Origin of the sequence: Sphaerisporangium fuscum, assembly GCF_018531465.1 — a bacterium.
GTDB lineage: Bacteria > Actinomycetota > Actinomycetes > Streptosporangiales > Streptosporangiaceae > Sphaerisporangium > Sphaerisporangium fuscum.
The window spans coordinates 241,825-257,459 of sequence record NZ_JAHDTF010000015.1; the positions used below are offsets into that span (position 1 = coordinate 241,825).

15 protein-coding genes are annotated in these 15,635 nt (G+C 73.0%); 10 read left to right on the forward strand and 5 right to left on the reverse strand.

The window, feature by feature from the left end; translation table 11 throughout:
- The first annotated feature begins 36 nt into the window (after positions 1–36).
- The 3 genes from KIK05_RS20190 to KIK05_RS20200 all read left to right on the forward strand — a co-directional run bounded on the left by KIK05_RS20190 (position 37) and on the right by KIK05_RS20200 (position 2,193).
- A complete protein-coding gene (locus KIK05_RS20190; protein WP_214412296.1) occupies positions 37–459 on the forward strand; it encodes a DUF2795 domain-containing protein in 423 nt (140 codons plus the stop codon).
- Between the two features lie 76 nt (positions 460–535).
- Positions 536–1,102 (forward strand): hemerythrin domain-containing protein, encoded by a 567-nt coding sequence (locus KIK05_RS20195; RefSeq protein ID WP_214412297.1) that lies wholly within the window; start codon positions 536–538, stop codon positions 1,100–1,102.
- Between the two features lie 41 nt (positions 1,103–1,143).
- On the forward strand, positions 1,144–2,193 hold the full coding sequence (locus tag KIK05_RS20200) for an NAD-dependent epimerase/dehydratase family protein (protein ID WP_214412298.1): 1,050 nt from the start codon (positions 1,144–1,146) through the stop codon (positions 2,191–2,193).
- 92 nt (positions 2,194–2,285) lie between these two features.
- Here KIK05_RS20200 and KIK05_RS20205 read toward each other — a convergent pair whose 3' ends face one another.
- A complete protein-coding gene (locus KIK05_RS20205) occupies positions 2,286–2,894 on the reverse strand; it encodes a TetR/AcrR family transcriptional regulator (RefSeq protein WP_214412299.1) in 609 nt (202 codons plus the stop codon).
- A gap of 112 nt (positions 2,895–3,006) precedes the next feature.
- Here KIK05_RS20205 and KIK05_RS20210 point away from each other — a divergent pair, with 112 nt between their 5' ends.
- Both KIK05_RS20210 and KIK05_RS20215 read left to right on the forward strand, forming a co-directional pair.
- On the forward strand, positions 3,007–3,654 hold the full coding sequence (locus KIK05_RS20210) for an FMN-dependent NADH-azoreductase (protein WP_214412300.1): 648 nt from the start codon (positions 3,007–3,009) through the stop codon (positions 3,652–3,654).
- Positions 3,654–3,974 (forward strand): DMT family transporter, encoded by a 321-nt coding sequence (locus KIK05_RS20215; protein ID WP_214412301.1) that lies wholly within the window; start codon positions 3,654–3,656, stop codon positions 3,972–3,974. Before KIK05_RS20210 ends, KIK05_RS20215 begins: the two co-directional genes overlap by 1 nt.
- A gap of 11 nt (positions 3,975–3,985) precedes the next feature.
- Here the strand turns inward: KIK05_RS20215 and ligD are convergent, their stop codons facing one another.
- The 4 genes from ligD to KIK05_RS20235 all read right to left on the reverse strand — a co-directional run bounded on the left by ligD (position 3,986) and on the right by KIK05_RS20235 (position 10,642).
- Positions 3,986–4,936 carry a non-homologous end-joining DNA ligase gene (ligD, locus tag KIK05_RS20220; protein ID WP_214412302.1) on the reverse strand — a complete coding sequence of 317 codons (951 nt, stop codon included), beginning with the start codon at positions 4,934–4,936 and terminating at the stop codon, positions 3,986–3,988.
- Between the two features lie 31 nt (positions 4,937–4,967).
- Positions 4,968–6,137, reverse strand: a complete 1,170-nt coding sequence (locus KIK05_RS20225; RefSeq protein ID WP_214412303.1) for an FAD-dependent monooxygenase — start codon at positions 6,135–6,137, stop codon at positions 4,968–4,970.
- A 220-nt stretch (positions 6,138–6,357) separates the two neighbouring features.
- Positions 6,358–9,492, reverse strand: a complete 3,135-nt coding sequence (locus tag KIK05_RS20230) for an AfsR/SARP family transcriptional regulator (protein ID WP_214412304.1) — start codon at positions 9,490–9,492, stop codon at positions 6,358–6,360.
- Positions 9,493–9,577: 85 nt separating this feature from the next.
- Positions 9,578–10,642, reverse strand: coding sequence for a LacI family DNA-binding transcriptional regulator (locus KIK05_RS20235; RefSeq protein WP_214412305.1), 1,065 nt, complete (start codon positions 10,640–10,642; stop codon positions 9,578–9,580).
- A 182-nt stretch (positions 10,643–10,824) separates the two neighbouring features.
- Here KIK05_RS20235 and KIK05_RS20240 point away from each other — a divergent pair, with 182 nt between their 5' ends.
- The 5 genes from KIK05_RS20240 to KIK05_RS20260 all read left to right on the forward strand — a co-directional run bounded on the left by KIK05_RS20240 (position 10,825) and on the right by KIK05_RS20260 (position 15,507).
- Positions 10,825–11,676, forward strand: a complete 852-nt coding sequence (locus KIK05_RS20240; RefSeq protein WP_214412306.1) for an ABC transporter substrate-binding protein — start codon at positions 10,825–10,827, stop codon at positions 11,674–11,676.
- A 33-nt stretch (positions 11,677–11,709) separates the two neighbouring features.
- A complete protein-coding gene (locus KIK05_RS20245) occupies positions 11,710–12,495 on the forward strand; it encodes an amino acid ABC transporter permease (RefSeq protein WP_214412307.1) in 786 nt (261 codons plus the stop codon).
- Positions 12,492–13,256: an amino acid ABC transporter ATP-binding protein gene (locus tag KIK05_RS20250; RefSeq protein WP_214412308.1), complete on the forward strand. Its 765-nt coding sequence runs from the start codon at positions 12,492–12,494 to the stop codon at positions 13,254–13,256. Before KIK05_RS20245 ends, KIK05_RS20250 begins: the two co-directional genes overlap by 4 nt.
- Positions 13,253–14,314 carry a Gfo/Idh/MocA family protein gene (locus KIK05_RS48935; RefSeq protein ID WP_308250023.1) on the forward strand — a complete coding sequence of 354 codons (1,062 nt, stop codon included), beginning with the start codon at positions 13,253–13,255 and terminating at the stop codon, positions 14,312–14,314. Before KIK05_RS20250 ends, KIK05_RS48935 begins: the two co-directional genes overlap by 4 nt.
- A gap of 74 nt (positions 14,315–14,388) precedes the next feature.
- The gene (locus KIK05_RS20260; RefSeq protein WP_214412309.1) at positions 14,389–15,507 is read left to right on the forward strand and encodes an NAD(P)/FAD-dependent oxidoreductase; all 1,119 of its coding nucleotides are present in this window, start codon (positions 14,389–14,391) and stop codon (positions 15,505–15,507) included.
- Positions 15,508–15,635: the final 128 nt, after the last annotated feature.

The window sequence follows — 15,635 nt, forward strand, 5'->3', positions numbered from 1 at the left end:
TATGGGCTGCGATTCATCCGCATCCGCAGGAAGATCATGAACGTGGAACGCGGCAGCAGCAAGCACGGCCCCCGTCTGGACGAGGAGATCAAGCACGAGACCGAAGGCCTCGTCCGGGGCGGCGGCACCAGTCACGCCGAGGAGTGGAAGGAGCCGGAGCCGGTCCAGGACCGCGAGGCCGACCTCGCGGGACGCGGCTACGCGCCGGGACACGAACCCGGGGTGGCGCCCGGCATGACACCCGAGACGGTCGAGCAGCGCGGCAACCTCGCCCGCTGGCTGAGCGACGCGGGCTTCCCCGCCGACCGCGAGCAACTTCTCGCCCATGTCGAGGCCAACCCGGCGGTGCCCGAGTCCGTGATCGAGGCTGTCCACTCCCTGCCCGACGGCGCCTTCCGCAACATCGGCGAGGTGGCCCAGGCGCTCGGCCTCGGCGTGGAGCGCCGTAGCGGCGACTGAACGGGCGTTTCGTCGCGAACGTTCCGGGTACCGCCGAGCGCGTCCGGCCCGCCCAGCGAGGAGGAGGAGATCCACCATGGAACACAGCGGCGACGTCATCACGGTCCTCACCACCGACCACCGTGAGGTCGAGCAGATGTTCGCCGAGCTCGAGAAGCTGCGGGGCACCGGTGAAGAGGAGCGCCGGAGGGATCTCGTCGAGAAGGTCGTCACCGAGCTCGTCAAGCACTCGGTCGCCGAGGAGGCCTACCTCTACCCCGCCGCCCGCAGGTTCCTGCCCGAGGGGGACAGGCTCGCCGATCGCGAAATCGCCGAGCATGCCGAGGCCGAGCGCCTGATGAAGGAGCTGGAGCGCACCGACACCACCGATCCGGCGTTCGACCACCTGCTCGACAGGTTCATGGCCGCGATCCGCGAGCACGTGCACGAAGAGGAGAGCGAGCTGTTCCCGGAGCTGGTGAAGTACGCCGACGCCGAGGAACTGCACAGCCTCGGCAAGAAGGTCCGGGCGATGAAGAAGATCGCGCCCACCAGGCCTCACCCGGCCGCGCCCGACAGTCCGCCGGCCAACAAGCTCATCGCCCCCGGCGCGGGCCTGGTCGACCGCGTCCGCGACCTGCTGAGCGGTCGCGCCAAGGACTGACGCCGTCGTTTCGGCGCAGGTCAGGCGGGCAGCAGCCAGATATGAGAGTGATAGTCGTCGGCGCGACGGGCAATGTCGGGACGAGTGTGGTCTCGGCGCTGGAGGCCGATCCGCAGGTCCGCTCCATCGTCGGGGTGGCGCGGCGGTTGCCCGGCTGGCGTCCCGGGAAGACCGAGTGGCGTTCGGCGGACACCGCCACGTCCGACCTGACGGAGATCTTCACCGGGGCCGACGCGGTCGTGAACCTCGCCTGGCTGTTCCAGCCGACCCGCGACCCCGTGACGACCTGGCGGGCCAACGTCCTCGGCGGCATGCGCGTCTTCCGCGCCGTCGCCGAGGCCGGGGTGCCCGCCCTGGTCCAGGCCTCGTCGGTCGGGGCGTACTCTCCGGGCCCGAAGGACCGGCCGGTGGACGAGAGCTGGCCGACGCACGGCTGGCCGAACAGCACCTACGCGCGGGAGAAGGCGTACGTCGAGCGGGTGCTCGACGTGTTCGAGCGCGACAATCCGGCCATCCGGGTGGTGCGGATGCGCCCGGGCCTGATCTTCAAGCGGGAGTCCGCCAGCGAGCAGCGCCGCCTGTTCGCCGGCCCCTTCCTCCCGAACCGGCTGCTGCGTCCGGAGCTGTTGCCGTTCGTGCCGGACATTCCCGGCCTGCGGTTGCAGGCCCTGCACTCCGACGACGCGGGCGAGGCGTACCGGCTCGCGGTGACCCGCCCGGTGTCCGGGGCGTTCAACCTCGCCGCCGACCCGGTCGTCGACGCCCGGACGCTGGCCGGACTGCTCGGCGCCCGGCCGGTGCCCGTACCGGCCGTGGTCGCGCGGGCCGCGGCGGCCTGGGGCTGGCGCCTGCGCCTGTTCCCGGCCTCGCCGGGCCTGCTGGAGATGGCGCTGCGGGTCCCTCTCATGGACACGGCGCGGGCCCGCACCGAGCTGGGCTGGGCGCCGCGCCACACGGCCCTGGACGCCGTCCGCGAGGTCATCGAGGGCATCCGCGGCGGCGCGGGCATGGACACCCCGCCGCTCACCCCCGAGACGGGGCGGCAGGGACGCCTGCGGGAGCTCGCCACCGGCGTGGGCCGGCGCCCCTAGCCGGCTTTCGGGCGGCTCGACCCCGGCACTGCCCGAGCCTGTCCTGGTCGAGGGGTACGGCAACTTCCTCCGCCTGATCTCGCAGGCCCGGGTCAAGCAGGGATGACGCCGCGCGCCAGGTGGGCCAGCGCGGCGGTGATCTGCTCCGGGCCGAGCCCCCGCTCGCGCTGGTGGGTGTACACCTCCGACGCGAGCGGCGCCAGCAGCGCGTCGGCGAGGGCGTCCGGGGCGGGGACGCCGCCGTCGCCGAGCAGGGCGCGCACGTGCGCCCGCCAGAAGCCGTAGGCGCCCGTCGAGAACCGCAGCCGCCCCGACTCGGCGCCGAGCACCAGCCTGCCGTGGGTCTCCAGCAGCTCGACCATGGCGGCGTAGAAGGCCGCCAGCCGTTCGCCGGGAGGCGCGCCCGGCCCCAGCGGAGGCTCACCGTGGAGCAGGAGCTCCTGCAGGCGGCGCTCGTGCTCGTCCAGCAGGGCCAGCGCGATCGAGGCGGTGTCGGGGTAGCGCCGGTAGAGGGTGCCGCGCCCGACCCCCGCCGCCTTGGCGATGTCGTCCATGGTCACGCCGCGCGGGTCGCGCGTGGCGAACAGGCCGGCGGCGGCGTCCAGCACCTTGGCACGGTTCCGGGCGGCGTCGGCCCGCTCGCGCGGGCGGGTCTCCTCGTCGACCGGCTCGCCGGTGAGGAGGTCGGTACGGCGGTCCATAGGGGGACTGTAGCCCATCTCGAGACAACTGGACACACTGTCCGTTTGCTGGTTACAGTGAGGCCGTTCCCAACAAGCGGACACGCTGTCCGGTTACGTCGAAGGGCCGACCATGACCACATTGCTGCACCTGGACGCCAGCGCCCGCCGCCGCTCGATCAGCCGGGAGGTGGGCGAAGCCTTCGCCCGGTCGTGGCGGGCCGCGCACCCCGGCGGCGCGTACGTGCACCGCGACCTCACCGCCGACCCCGTCCCGCTCATCGGCGAGGCGTGGACCGAACTGTGCGACCACGTGCTGGAGCACGGCATCACCGAGACCGACCGGCTGAAGGAGGCCGTGCGCACCGAGGCCCAGGCCGCCGCCTGGGCGATCGTCGAACCACTGCTGACCGAGCTGGTGAACGCCGACGTCGTGCTGATCGCCACGCCGATGTACAACTACTCGATCCCGGCCTCGCTCAAGGCCTGGATCGACCAGGTGACCTTCCCCAAGATGTCGCTGAAGGGCCGGCGCTTCGTGATCGCCACCGCCCGCGGCGGGTCGTACGCCCCCGGCGCCCCGAAGGCGCCCTACGACCACCAGGAGCGCTACCTGCGCGACTTCTTCGAGGGGCACTTCGCCGTCACCGACACCGTCTTCGTCAACGCCGAACTGGCCAACGCCCGGCTCGACCCCGCCATGGCCCATCTGCGGGCCGCGCACGAGGAGTCGTACGCCGCCGCGCTGAGCGCCGCCCGCAGGCTCGCCGAGGAGTACTGATGGGCTGGGTGGTCCTCGTACTGGCCGGGCTGGTCGAGATCGCCTGGTCGCAGAGCATCAAGCCGACGGAGAACTTCACCCGTCCCTGGCCCACGCTGCTGTGCTTCGTGCTGGCCGCCGTGTCGGTCTACCTGCTCTCGCTCGCGATGCGCACCCTCCCGGTCGGCACGGCGTACGCCGTCTTCACCGGGATCGGCGCGATCGGCGCCATCACCCTCGGCATCGTGATCCACAAGGACCCGGTCACCGCCGGCAGGATGCTCGCCCTGTCGCTCATCCTGGGCGGCATCGTCCTCGCCCGGATCACCGGTCCGGGATGACACTTCGTGGGTCAGGCGCGGCGGGCGCGGGCGCGGCGCTTCCCCTCGTGCATCGCCTGGACCCGCGCGACCGGGATCGTGTGCCCCTCCTCGATCAGGTCGGCGGGCAGCCGCTGCGGCTCGGGCATGAGCTCGGCCCACGGGTCGCGCTCGCCCAGCAGCCGCGGCGCGGTGCGCACGGTGAAGTCGCCCGGCGCGACCGCGTCGAGATCGTCCCAGGCGACCGGGAACGACACCGGCACGCCGGGCCGGACACGCGGGCTGTAGGCCGCCACGACCGTCGCCCCGCCCGCCCGGGTCGAGTCGAGGAACACCTTGCCGCCGCGGTCCTCCCTGATGAACGCCGTGGTGGCGAGGGCCGGGTCGAGCCGTTCGGCGCGGGCGGCGAGCGCGCGGGTGGCCGCGGCGACGTCCTCCACCGGGGCCGCGGCGTCGATCGGGACGAAGATGTGCAGCCCCTTCGCGCCGCTGGTCTTCACCGCCCCGGCCAGGCCGTCGTCCGCGAGCGCCTGCCGCACCAGGTGGGCGGCGCGGACGGCGGAGGGGAACGCGTCCCCCGGCGGCGGGTCGATGTCGAGCACGAGGTGGGTGGGGTGCTCCCAGTCGCCGGAGCGGAACAGGGCCGGGTGGTACTCCACCGAGCGCTGGTTGGCCAGCCACAGCAGGGTGGGCCGGTCGTCGCAGAGAGCGTAGGAGATCTGCCGCCGTGAGCTCTCGGCCCACACCGTCACCGTCCGCACCCACGACGGGGCGTACTTCGGGACGTTCTTCTGCATGAACGGATCCTGGCCCTGCCGCACCCGCACCACCGACAGCGGCCGGTCGCGCAGGACCGGGATGAGACGGCCGGCGACCGCGTCGAGATAGTCGACCAGGTCGCGCTTGGTCGCCTCCGCCCCGTCGAACAGTGGCTGGTCGAGGTTGGTGAGCGATACCCCGTCCCGTACCTCATCGCTGGTCATCCACTCACCCTGCCCACCACGGACCCCGAGGTCAACACACCGTGCCCCTCACGTGCTCGGGGGAGGGGTAGTCCTTCAGGTCGATGTCGGTGGCGAACTTGTCGGTCAGCTTCAGCATCGCCCTCAGCATGAAGTCGTACTTGAACATCCAGTTGCGCATCCGGATCCGCCCGGAGGTCGGCGGGGCGAGGAACGGCCCGGCGTTGCCCTTCTTGGTGATCTTGGCGTAGCCGCGGAACGCCTCCTCGTACCTCTGGAACGCCACGCGGTGGTCGCCGCCGGCCGCCGCCAGCTCGCCGGCCAGCACGTACGCGCCCACGACGGCGAGGCCGGTGCCGAAGCCGCCGAGCGTGTTGCCGTACGCCGCGTCGCCGAGCAGCACCACCCGGCCCCGCGAGTAGTGGTCCACCTCCGACCGGCTGATCGAGTCGAGGTAGAACTCGCGGGCGTCGGGCAGCTGGGCCATCAGCTCCGGGACCCGCCAGCCCATGCCCTTCATCGCCTCGGCCAGGATGCGCTTCTGCTGCTCGACGTCGTAACGGTCGAATTCGAGCCGCTCGGAGGCGAAGACGAAGAACGCGGGCGCCTTCGGGCCGCCGACGGCCGCCATCCGGCCCGGCTCGTTGTACATGACGGGCTCGCGCCCGACCCGCACGTCGGCCAGCGCGTAGTAGTGACCGAGGTGGTGCACGTACTGCGACTCCGGGCCGAACGCCAGCCGCCGCACGTTGGAGTGGATGCCGTCGGCGCCCACCACGATGTCGTAGGTGCGCGGCGCGCCGCGCTCGAAGGTGACGTGGACGCCGCCCACGGACTCGGTGAGCGAGGTGATGGAGTCGCCGAAGACGTACTCACAGCTGCCCGCGGTCCTCTCGTACAGCAGGGCGGACAGGTCGCCGCGGAGGATCTCCATCTCACCGCCGGTGAACTCGCCGGGCAGGATCGCCAGCGTCCTGCCCTCGGCGTCGATGATGGCCTGGTCGGTGCCGCCGGTCTGCCGCCGCCGCACCTCCTCCAGGATGCCCATGCGGCCGAGGACGGTCCTGTGGGTCGCGCCCTTGAAGTCCACCGCCTGCCCGCCCAGGCGCAGCGCGGGCGCCTTCTCGACGACAGTGACGGTGCAGCCGTAGCGGCTCAGCCAGTAGGCGAGGGCGGGGCCGGCGATGCTCGACCCGGAGATGAGGACTGTCGTGTTCTTCATGTCCCCGAGCTTCGCGGCCCGCGCTGACAAACCACCGACCACCGGCTGACAGCGCCCCCACCCGGTGGAAGCGGCTGTCGGTGGCGTGGTGGCGGGCACCGCGCGCCGCCGCCGCTGCGATTCGCAGGAGCACTCGGTGCCCGCGCGTCCACGATGCCGGGAGACGGTCCCGGTGTACATGACGATCTCTGCACGGTACTTGCCGATTCGCGCACGGACCTCAGCCGGAAGATGACGACGGGAGCGCGGCGTCGAGCAGGACGGCCAGCGCGTCCTCGCGGCGCATGCCCGCGCCCCGGGAGTACGCCGAGGCGAACGCCTCCGCGCCGACGCGGTCGCGGGCGGCGGTGGTGATCCGGGCGACGTCGGGGTCGCCCGTCACGGCCGTCCCGCGCAGCGCCACCGCGACCCCCAGCAACAGCGCGGCCCGCTCACCGGCCGTTCGCTCACCTTCGGCCTCCGGTCCGGTCGCGGGCGCCAGCAGGGCCACCCCGGCCTGGCCTTCGGCGGCGTCGGCCAGGTCGGCGTGCAGGGACAGGCGGCGCGCCACCGCGAGCGCCTCGCCGTAACGCAGCCGGGCCTCGCCGGTGCGCCCCTCGGCCTCCGCCAGCCGCGCCAGCGCGGTGAGCACGCGCGCCCGCGTGCCGTCGCCCCAGAACGCGCCGGTCGACGAGGCCGCGAGCGCGGCCTCCAGCAGGCGGCGCGCCTCGGCCGGGTCGCCTTCCAGCCGGGCGATCTCGCCCAGCCCCAGGTAGGCCTCGGCCGGCTCGTCCGGCTGCCCGGCGCGGCGCGACAGCTCCGCGGCGCGCCGGTAGTCGGCGGCGGCCTCGGCGAGCCTCCCCTCGCGGACCAGGCACTCGGCGCGACGGCTGAGCACGTCGACCATCTCGTCGAGGGCGCCGAGCTGCTCCAGGAGCTCCAGCGCCTCCCGCCACAGGTCGTGGGCACGCGTCCACTCGCCGCGCCGGCCGGCGAGCTGGGCCAGTGAATCGAGGGCCTGCGCCGTCCCCCAGCGCTCGCCCAGCCCGCGGAACTCGGCCAGCACGTCCAGCAGTCCGCGCTCGCTCGCGGCGGGCTCGCCGGCGAGCATCTTCAACAGGGCCTCGCCCAGCCTCACCAGGGCGAGGAGCCACGGGTCGGTGCCGAGGAGGGTGCCCGCGTCCGGGTTCTGCCGCACCGACGGCCCCGCGGCCATGCCCCAGAGGGCCGCGGTGAACGGGTACCGCAGCGGCCGGCCGAGGGTCCGCATGATGCCCTCGGCCCGATCCCTGTGCGCGGAGCCGGCCCGGGGCACGGCGTGCAGCACGCACATGACGTACTCCTCCTCCAGCCCCTCGGCGGGCTCCGGCACCGCCTGGAGGAGCTCGGCCGCGGCCGCACCGACCTGCCCGCGCCGCCCGCTCAGCCAGCAGTACGCCGCCAGTGCCGTGATCAGCCGTAGCGCCGTCTCCCGGTCGTCGCGCACCGACCAGCGCAGCGCGGCCATGAGGTTGCTGTGCTCGGCCGACAGCCGGGCGAGCCACTCCAGCTGCTCGGCCCGGCGCAGGTGCGGGTCGGCGCGCTGGGCCAGGTCGAGGAAGTAGCGGGCGTGCGCCCGGCGCAGAAGCTCCTGCTCGCCGGCGTCGGCCAGCCGCTCCGCGCAGAAGAACAGGATCGTCTCCAGCATGCGGTAGCGGTCGCCGTCGGTCTCGACCAGCGACTTGTCGACCAGGTCGGCCAACAGGTCGGCCGCGTCGTCCAGGCCGCACACCGCCTCGACGTCGGAGAGGGACGCCCCGCCCGCGAACACGGCGAACCGCCTGGCCAGCGCCTGCTCGCCCGGTGTGAGCAGGTCCCAGCTCCACTCCACCACCGCGTGCAGGGTGCGGTGACGGGCCGCCGCGGTACGGTCGCCGCGCGACAGCAGCCGGAAGCGTCCGTCCTCGGCCAGGCGGGCGGCGATCTCCTCCACGGTGAACGACCGCAGCCGCGCCGCCGCCAGCTCGATGGCCAGCGGCACCCCGTCCAGCGCGGCGCAGATGCGGGTGACGGCCTCGACGGTGTCCGGCCCCAGCTCGAACCCCTGCCGTACGGCGGCCGCCCGCTCGGCGAACAGGCGCACCGCCGGGTAGTCGCGCGTGGAGTACGCCGTGAGCTCGGCGGGCGGGACGGGCAGCGGCGCCAGCGGCACCAGCGTCTCGCCGGTGATGCCGAGGGGCTCGCGGCTGGTGGCGAGGACCCGCAGGCCGGGGCACTCGCCCAGCAGGCGACGCGTCAGCGTGGCGGCGGCCGTGATCACGTGCTCGCAGTTGTCGAGCACCAGCAGGAGCTCCTGCCCGGCGAGCGCCGTCACCAGACGCTCGACCGGGTCGGACACGCGCAGCGGCTGCAGCCCCGTCTCGCGGAGCCCGAGCGCGCCGAGGATCGCCTGGGGCACCTGGTCGCCGCCGTCGAGCGGGGACAGGTCGGCGAAGCACACCTCGTGCGGTCCGCGCCCGGCCGCCTCGATCGCCAGGCGCGTCTTGCCGATGCCTCCGGGACCGATGATCGTGACGAGCCGGGAACCGCCCAGCGCGTCGATCCGCCGCAGCTCCTGCTCGCGTCCCACGAAGCTGGTGAGCTGCGCGTGCAGACCCTGGCGGGCGGGCGGCGCCGGGCTCTCGGCCCGCAGGACGGCGAGGTGGACGGCGGCGAGCTCAGGGGAGGGGTCGGTCCCGAGTTGCTCGGCCAGCACGCGGCGGAGGTTCTCGTAGACCTCCAGCGCCTCGGCGGGACGCCCGGCCGCGTGCAGCGCGCGCATGAGCTGGGCGGTGAGCCGCTCGCGCAGAGGGTTGGCCTCCACCAGCCGCCGCAGCTCGGCGACCGAGGTGCCTTCGGGAAGGGCGAGCTCCGCTTCGGCGAGGTCTTCGGACGCGGCCAGCCGCAGCTCCTCCAGCCGGGCCACCTGCGGCCCTCCGGACGGCAGGTCGGCCAGCGCCGGCCCTCGCCACAGGCCGAGCGCCTCCCTCAGCAGGGAGGCGGCGGTGTCGTGACGCCCCGCGGTCAGCAGTCGCCGCCCCTCGCGGGCGAGCCGCTCGAACCGGTGGGCGTCGACGTCGTCGGGGGCGACGGCGAGACGGTACCCGGTGCCGTGGAATTCGACCAGGTCGGAGGGCAGGCTGCGGCGCAGCCGGGACACCTGGGCCTGCAGGGCGCCGATCGCGTCGGCGGGGGGCTCGTCGCCGTACTGCCCGTCGATCAACCGGTCGACGCTCACCACGTGCCCCGCGTCGAGCAACAGCATCACCAGCAGGGCTCGCGGGCGGGGGCCGCTCACCTGGATGGTCTCGCCGGTGGCGGACCGGACGTCCAACGGCCCGAGGATGCCGAATCGCATGGGTCGATTGTGCCGGTTTCGCGAACGCGGACGGGCCCCGGCCGGGCTCCTCGCCGGTGACAGGGGCCGCGAGAGTGCCGTCCGGTCAGGAGCGCGCCGCTGGGCCGCCGCCCACCGGGCCGACCGAACCGCGCCGGATCAGGGTGGCGGGGAGGGGGACGAGAGGCGGGGGGTTCGTCGCGCCGCCGATCAGCGCGGCGAGCCGCTCCCCGGCGGCGAAGCCGATGTCGTACGTCGGCTGCGCCACCACGGTGATGGGGGGCGTGACCAGCCGCGCCCACGGCTGGTCGTCGTACATCAGGACCGAGACGTCGTCGGGTATCCGCAGGCCCTCCTCCTGCAGCGCCCCGACGACGACCTGGCCGATCAGGCTGTCGGAGGCGATCAGGGCGGTCGCCGGGTCCGCGCCGCGGACGAGGTCGGCCACGGCCCGCCGGATCGCCGCCTCCTCGTGCGGGCAGGGCCGCAGCAGGCCGGGGTCCCAGGTCAGGCCGTGGTCGGTGAACCCGCCGACGAGGCCGGCGACGCGGGCCGCCACCGGGGACGGCAGTGGGGTGTGCCCGCCGTCGGCGGTGGTGATGTAGCCGATCCGGCGGTGCCCCAGGGCCAGCAGAAGATCGGCCGCCTCGCGTGCGGCGGGCTCGATCTCGGCCCGGGCGGCGTCGACGGCGAGGCCGGGGACGGTGCGGTCGAGCAGTACGAGCGGGCGTCCGGCGTCGACCACGGCCCGCAGATGGGCCGCGTCGCTCGCCGAGGCCGGGGCGACGACCAGCCCGTCGACCCGCTTGTCCATCAGCATGTCCACCGCGGCGCGCTCCGCCGTCACGCGTTCGCTGGTGTTCGCGAGCACGACGTTGAAGCCGGAACGTTCGACCGCGTCCGAGATGCCTCGCGTCGCCAGCGAGAAGTAGGGGTTCTCGATGTCGCCGACGACCACGCCGACGCTGTGCGAGCGGCCGGTGTTCAGGGTGCGGGCGGTCTGGTTGGGGCGGTAGTTCAGCCGGGCCGCGGCGGCCAGCACCCTGGACCGGACGGCGTCGCTCACGGCGCCGTAGGCTCCGAGCGCGCGAGCCGCCTGAGCCTTGGAAACGCCGGCCTCGCGGGCGACATCGGCGACGGTGAATTCGCGCTGGTTGCCTGCCTTCGCCATGGATCCTTCCCTGCTGGGGTCGCCGCAGCGCCGGCGGCGCTGGATGGATTGTCCACCAGACCACCCCTTGACGTGCGGGCGGCGGCTCTCTTAGCCTTCGACAATCCCACTGAGACCGGTCTCAATCACTATACACATCGGTGAGACCGGTCTCATCTGAATCGCACCCCTGGGCGGTCCCCGTGTCTCCAACCCCTCGCAAATCCGTACTGGTGACGCTGCTGGCGCTGGTCGCCATGCTGGGCCTCGCCGCGTGCGGCGGCAGCACCGAGAAAGGCGCCGACAACCCCTACGGGCTGATCAAGCCCGGTCAGCTGCGGGTCGCCAGCCTCGGCGACGCCAAGCCCTACACCTTCACCGACGCCAACGGCGAGTTCACCGGCTTCGACGTCGAGCTCTTCCGCGACGTCGCCAAGCGGATGGGCGTCAGCGACGTCGTGTTCACCGGCCAGGACTTCTCGGCCATCCTGCCCGCGGTGGCCAACGGCCAGTTCGACGCCGGGGTCGCCGCCATCGGCATCACCGACGCGCGCAAGAAGACGGTCGACTTCAGCATCGGCTACCTGGCCGGCTACCTCACCGTGATCACCAAGAAGGACTCGGGCATCACCTCCGCCGACGGGCTCGCCGGCAAGCGGCTGGGCGTCGTCCAGGGCACCCTGCAGGAGGCCTACGCGGTCAAGAACTTCCCCAAGGCCAACCTGGTCCGGTTCCCGGACAACAACGCCGCCATCTCCGCCCTCAACCGCGGATCGGTCGACGCCCACTTCCTCGACTACGAGGCCGCCAAGTCCTACATCACGCAGTTCGGGCTGGTCAGCGCCGCCGACATCCCCTCCTTCGACGCCCCGGCCGGGTTCGCGATCAAGAAGGGCAACTCCGCTCTGAAAGCGGCGCTGGACAAGGCGCTGGTCGCGGCGATGGAGGACGGCACCTGGAAGCGGCTGTACGAGAAGTGGTTCCCCGGCTCGCCGATGCCCAAGCAGTACCTGCCCGGCGGCGACCACACCGGTACGCCGGTCGCCGGCAAATGACCCGGCCGCCCCGACGCGCAGAAGGGAGTTGACGTGGACTGGCTGGACGACCTGATCCGCACCTTCTTCGACTTTTCCGCGATGGCCGAGGTGCTTCCGCAGATGCTGGCGGTCGGCCTGGCCAACACGCTGATCATCTCGGTCGCGGCCACGGCGATCGGCCTGGTGCTCGGCATGCTCGTCGCGATCACGGGCATCTCGACGTCGCCGTGGCTGCGGATCCCGTCCCGGATCTACACCGACCTCTTCCGGGGACTGCCGGCGATCCTGACCATCCTGCTCATCGGCCAGGGGTTCGCCAAGCTAAGCCAGTCGATCTTCGGTCCCTCGCCCTACCCGCTGGGGATCATCGCGCTGAGCCTGATCGCCAGCGCCTACATCGGCGAGATCTTCCGAGCCGGCATCCAGAGCGTCGACCAGGGCCAGCTCGAAGCCTGCCGGGCGCTGGGGATGAACTACGCCAAGGCCATGCGCCTGGTGGTCGTGCCGCAGGGCGTGCGACGGGTGCTGCCGGCCCTGGTCAACCAGTTCATCGCCATCGTCAAGGACTCGAGCCTGGTCTACTTCCTCGGCCTGCTGGCCAGCGAGCGAGAGCTGTTCCGGGTCGGTCAGGACGCCGCGATCCTGTCGGGCAACCTGTCCCCGCTGGTCCTGGCCGGCGTGTTCTACCTGGTCGTCACCGTGCCGCTGACCCACCTCGTCAACTACTTCGACCACCGCTTCCGCACCGGCCGGCGCAAGGCCGGACCGGTGAGCGGCCTGAAGGAGCTCGACGAGCTCGACAGCGGCAGCCCTCTCGCCACAGGGAGCAAGGCATGAACAAAGCTGATTCCCCGGGGCGGACCTCGACCTTCCACGGCTCCAGCCTGGAGCTGGCCGGCCTGTCCATGGCCTACGGCAGCTTCGACGTGGTCCGCGACGTCAGCTTCGAGGTCCGGCCGGGCAGCACCACCTGCGTCATCGGACCATCGGGATCCGGCAAGTCGACCCTGCTGCGCGGCATCAACCGGCTGCACGAGCCCAAGAGCGGCGAGGTGCTGCTGGCCGGCGAGAAGGTCTCGACCATGGTGCCGGAGCGGCTGCGGCAGCGGATCGGGCTGGTGTTCCAGCACTTCAACCTGTTCCCCGACCACACCGCCCTGGACAACGTGGCCCTGGCGCCGTGGAAGGTCAAGGGCATGCCCCGCGCGGCGGCGCGCGAACTGGCCGGCCGGGCGCTGGCCGAGGTGGGGCTCGCGGAACGGGCCGACCACCGGCCCCGCGACCTGTCCGGCGGGCAGCAGCAGCGCGTCGCGATCGCCCGGGCGCTGGCCATGGAACCGGAGGTCATGCTGTTCGACGAGGCCACCAGCGCGTTGGACCCCGAGCTGGTCAAGGGCGTGCTCAACCTGATGGCCGGCCTGGGCGAACGGGGCATGACCATGGTCGTGGTCACCCACGAGATGGGCTTCGCCCGCCGGGTCGCCGACCAGGTGGTCTTCATGGACGAGGGCGAGGTGGTCGAACGGGGCACCCCGGAGGCGTTGTTCGAGCGCCCGCAGAGCCCTCGCTTGCAGCGGTTCCTCTCGGAGGTTTTGTGAACGGGCAGCGCGACGGCCGGCCGATCCGGACGGCGATCATCGGCTTCGGCACCGGCGGGCGGGTGTTCCACGGCCCGCTCCTGGCAGCCGACCCCGGGTTCGACGTGGTGGCCGTGGTCACCGCCGACCCGGCTCGCCGGGCACAGGCGGCGAAGGACCACCCGGGGGCCGCGGTGCTGCGGACCGCCGACGAGCTGTTCGCCGAGGCCGGCCGGCTCGACCTGGTCGTCGTCACCACACCGCCCGACACCCACTACGACCTGGCCATGGCCGCCCTCCACCGCGGGCTGGCCGTGGTGGTGGACAAGCCCTTCACGGTCCGGGCCGAGCAGGGACGAGAGCTGATCGCCGAAGCCGAGCGGCGGGGGCTGCTCCTCACGGTGTTCCACAACCGCCGCTACGACGGCGACTTCCGCACGCTGCGCCGGCTCGTCGCGGACGGGACGCTCGGCGAGATCCGCTCCTTCGAGTCCCGTTTCGAATGGTGGAAGCCGGACGAGCCCAAGGCGTGGAAGGCCCAGGCCCTGCCTTCCGCCGGCGGCGGCATGCTGTTCGACCTCGGGCCGCACCTGCTCGACCAGGCGGTGCAACTGTTCGGCCCGGCCGACTCCGTGCACGCCGAACTCACCCGCTACCGGCCCGGCGCGGGAGGCGACGATGAGGCGTTCGTGTCCCTGGTACACCGGAACGGGGTGCGCAGCCACCTGGCGATGAGCTCCCTGGCCCCTCTCGAACGGCCCCGGTTCACCGTCGTCGGATCGTCGGCGGGCTTCGTCAAATGGGGGCTCGACCGCCAGGAGCCACAGCTGGACAGCGGCGTCGGCCCAGGTGACGCCGAGTACGGCCGGGAGCCCGCCGAGCACTGGGGCCGGTTGGGCGGACGGGACGGACAGTCCCCGGTACCGACCGAGCCGGGCCGCTACCCGTCCTTCTACCAGGAGCTGGCGGTCGCCCTGACCGAGGGCGGCCCGCCCCCCGTCGCCGCCGGTGACGCACTGGCGGTCATCGAGCTGATCGAGCGGATCTACGCCACCACCGACATCCGTCGCGGTCGCTGACCCGCCACACCCACGCACCGATCGGCCGCCCACGACGGCGCCGTCGGTGGCCCACGAAAGGATCAACCGCCTTCATGAGCAGCACCCAGCCCCGGACCGTCGTCGTCGGCGGCGGCATCATCGGGATCTCCACCGCCCACCACCTCGCCCGGGCCGGCGCCGACGTCACATTGATCACCGAGGGGGAGCTGACCAGCAACGCATCCGGCCGCTCGCTGTCGTGGCTCAACTCCGCGGGCATGCGCAGCGAGGAGTACCACCGGCTGCGGATGGCCGGCATCGACCGCTACCGCACCCTCGCGGCCCGGCAGCCGGGGCTCAGCTGGCTGCGCTTCGACGGCGGCCTGGCCTGGCAGGCGCCCGACCACGCCGACGAGCTGCGCCGCGTCCACGAGCACGAGCTGGCCCACGGCTACGACAGCCACCTGATCGACCCGGGCCGCGTGGCCGAACACACCCCCGGCGTCGACCCGGCGGCCATCCCACCGGCCGGTGCCATCTGGAATCCGGGCGAAGGCTGGGTCGACCTGCCCAACCTCGCCCAGCATCTGATCAAGGAGTTCGCCGAGCGCGGCGGCCGCCTGGTGACCGACGCCGGACCCGTCCGGGTCGAGACCTCCGGCGGGGCGGTGTCCGGGGTCCGCACCGCCGGGGGTGAGCCGCACGCCGCCGACACGGTGGTGCTCGCCACCGGCCCGGCGGTGCCGGCCATGGCCGCCGAACTCGGCGTCACCATCCCGGACCAGACGCCGATCTCCCTGCTGGTGACGACCAAGCCGGTCGACACGCCGCTCCGGGCGGTGCTCAACACCCCCCGCGCCTCGCTCCGCCCGACCCCGTACGGCGCCCTGGCGGTCGACTCCGACTGGCCCACCGCCGACATCCGCCCGAACGCCGGCGGCGGGTTCGACATATCGGAGGAGGTCGTGGCGCAGCTGCTGGCGGAGGCCTCCCGCCTGCTGGCCGGCAACCCGCGACTGGAGGCGGAGCGCTGCGCGATGGGGCCCAAGCCGATCCCCGGCGACGGCGACCCGGTGCTCGGCCGGGTCGACGAGGTCGGCGGCCTCTGGGTCGGCTTCACCCACAGCGGCGCCACACTCGCCCTGATCGCGGGTGAGCTGCTGGCGTACGAGATCGGCACGGGACGCGCGCACCCCATGCTGGCCCCGTTCAACCCGCGCCGCTTCCGGTAGCCCCGGCCGCCGCGCGCGCCGTCCCCCGCCTCACGAGGGTTCGAGATGACGCCGGGCCGACGCGACCCGTCCGGCCGCTCACGGACGTGAGCGGCCGGGCAGTCGGTCAGCGGAGCCGGTCGCGTAGT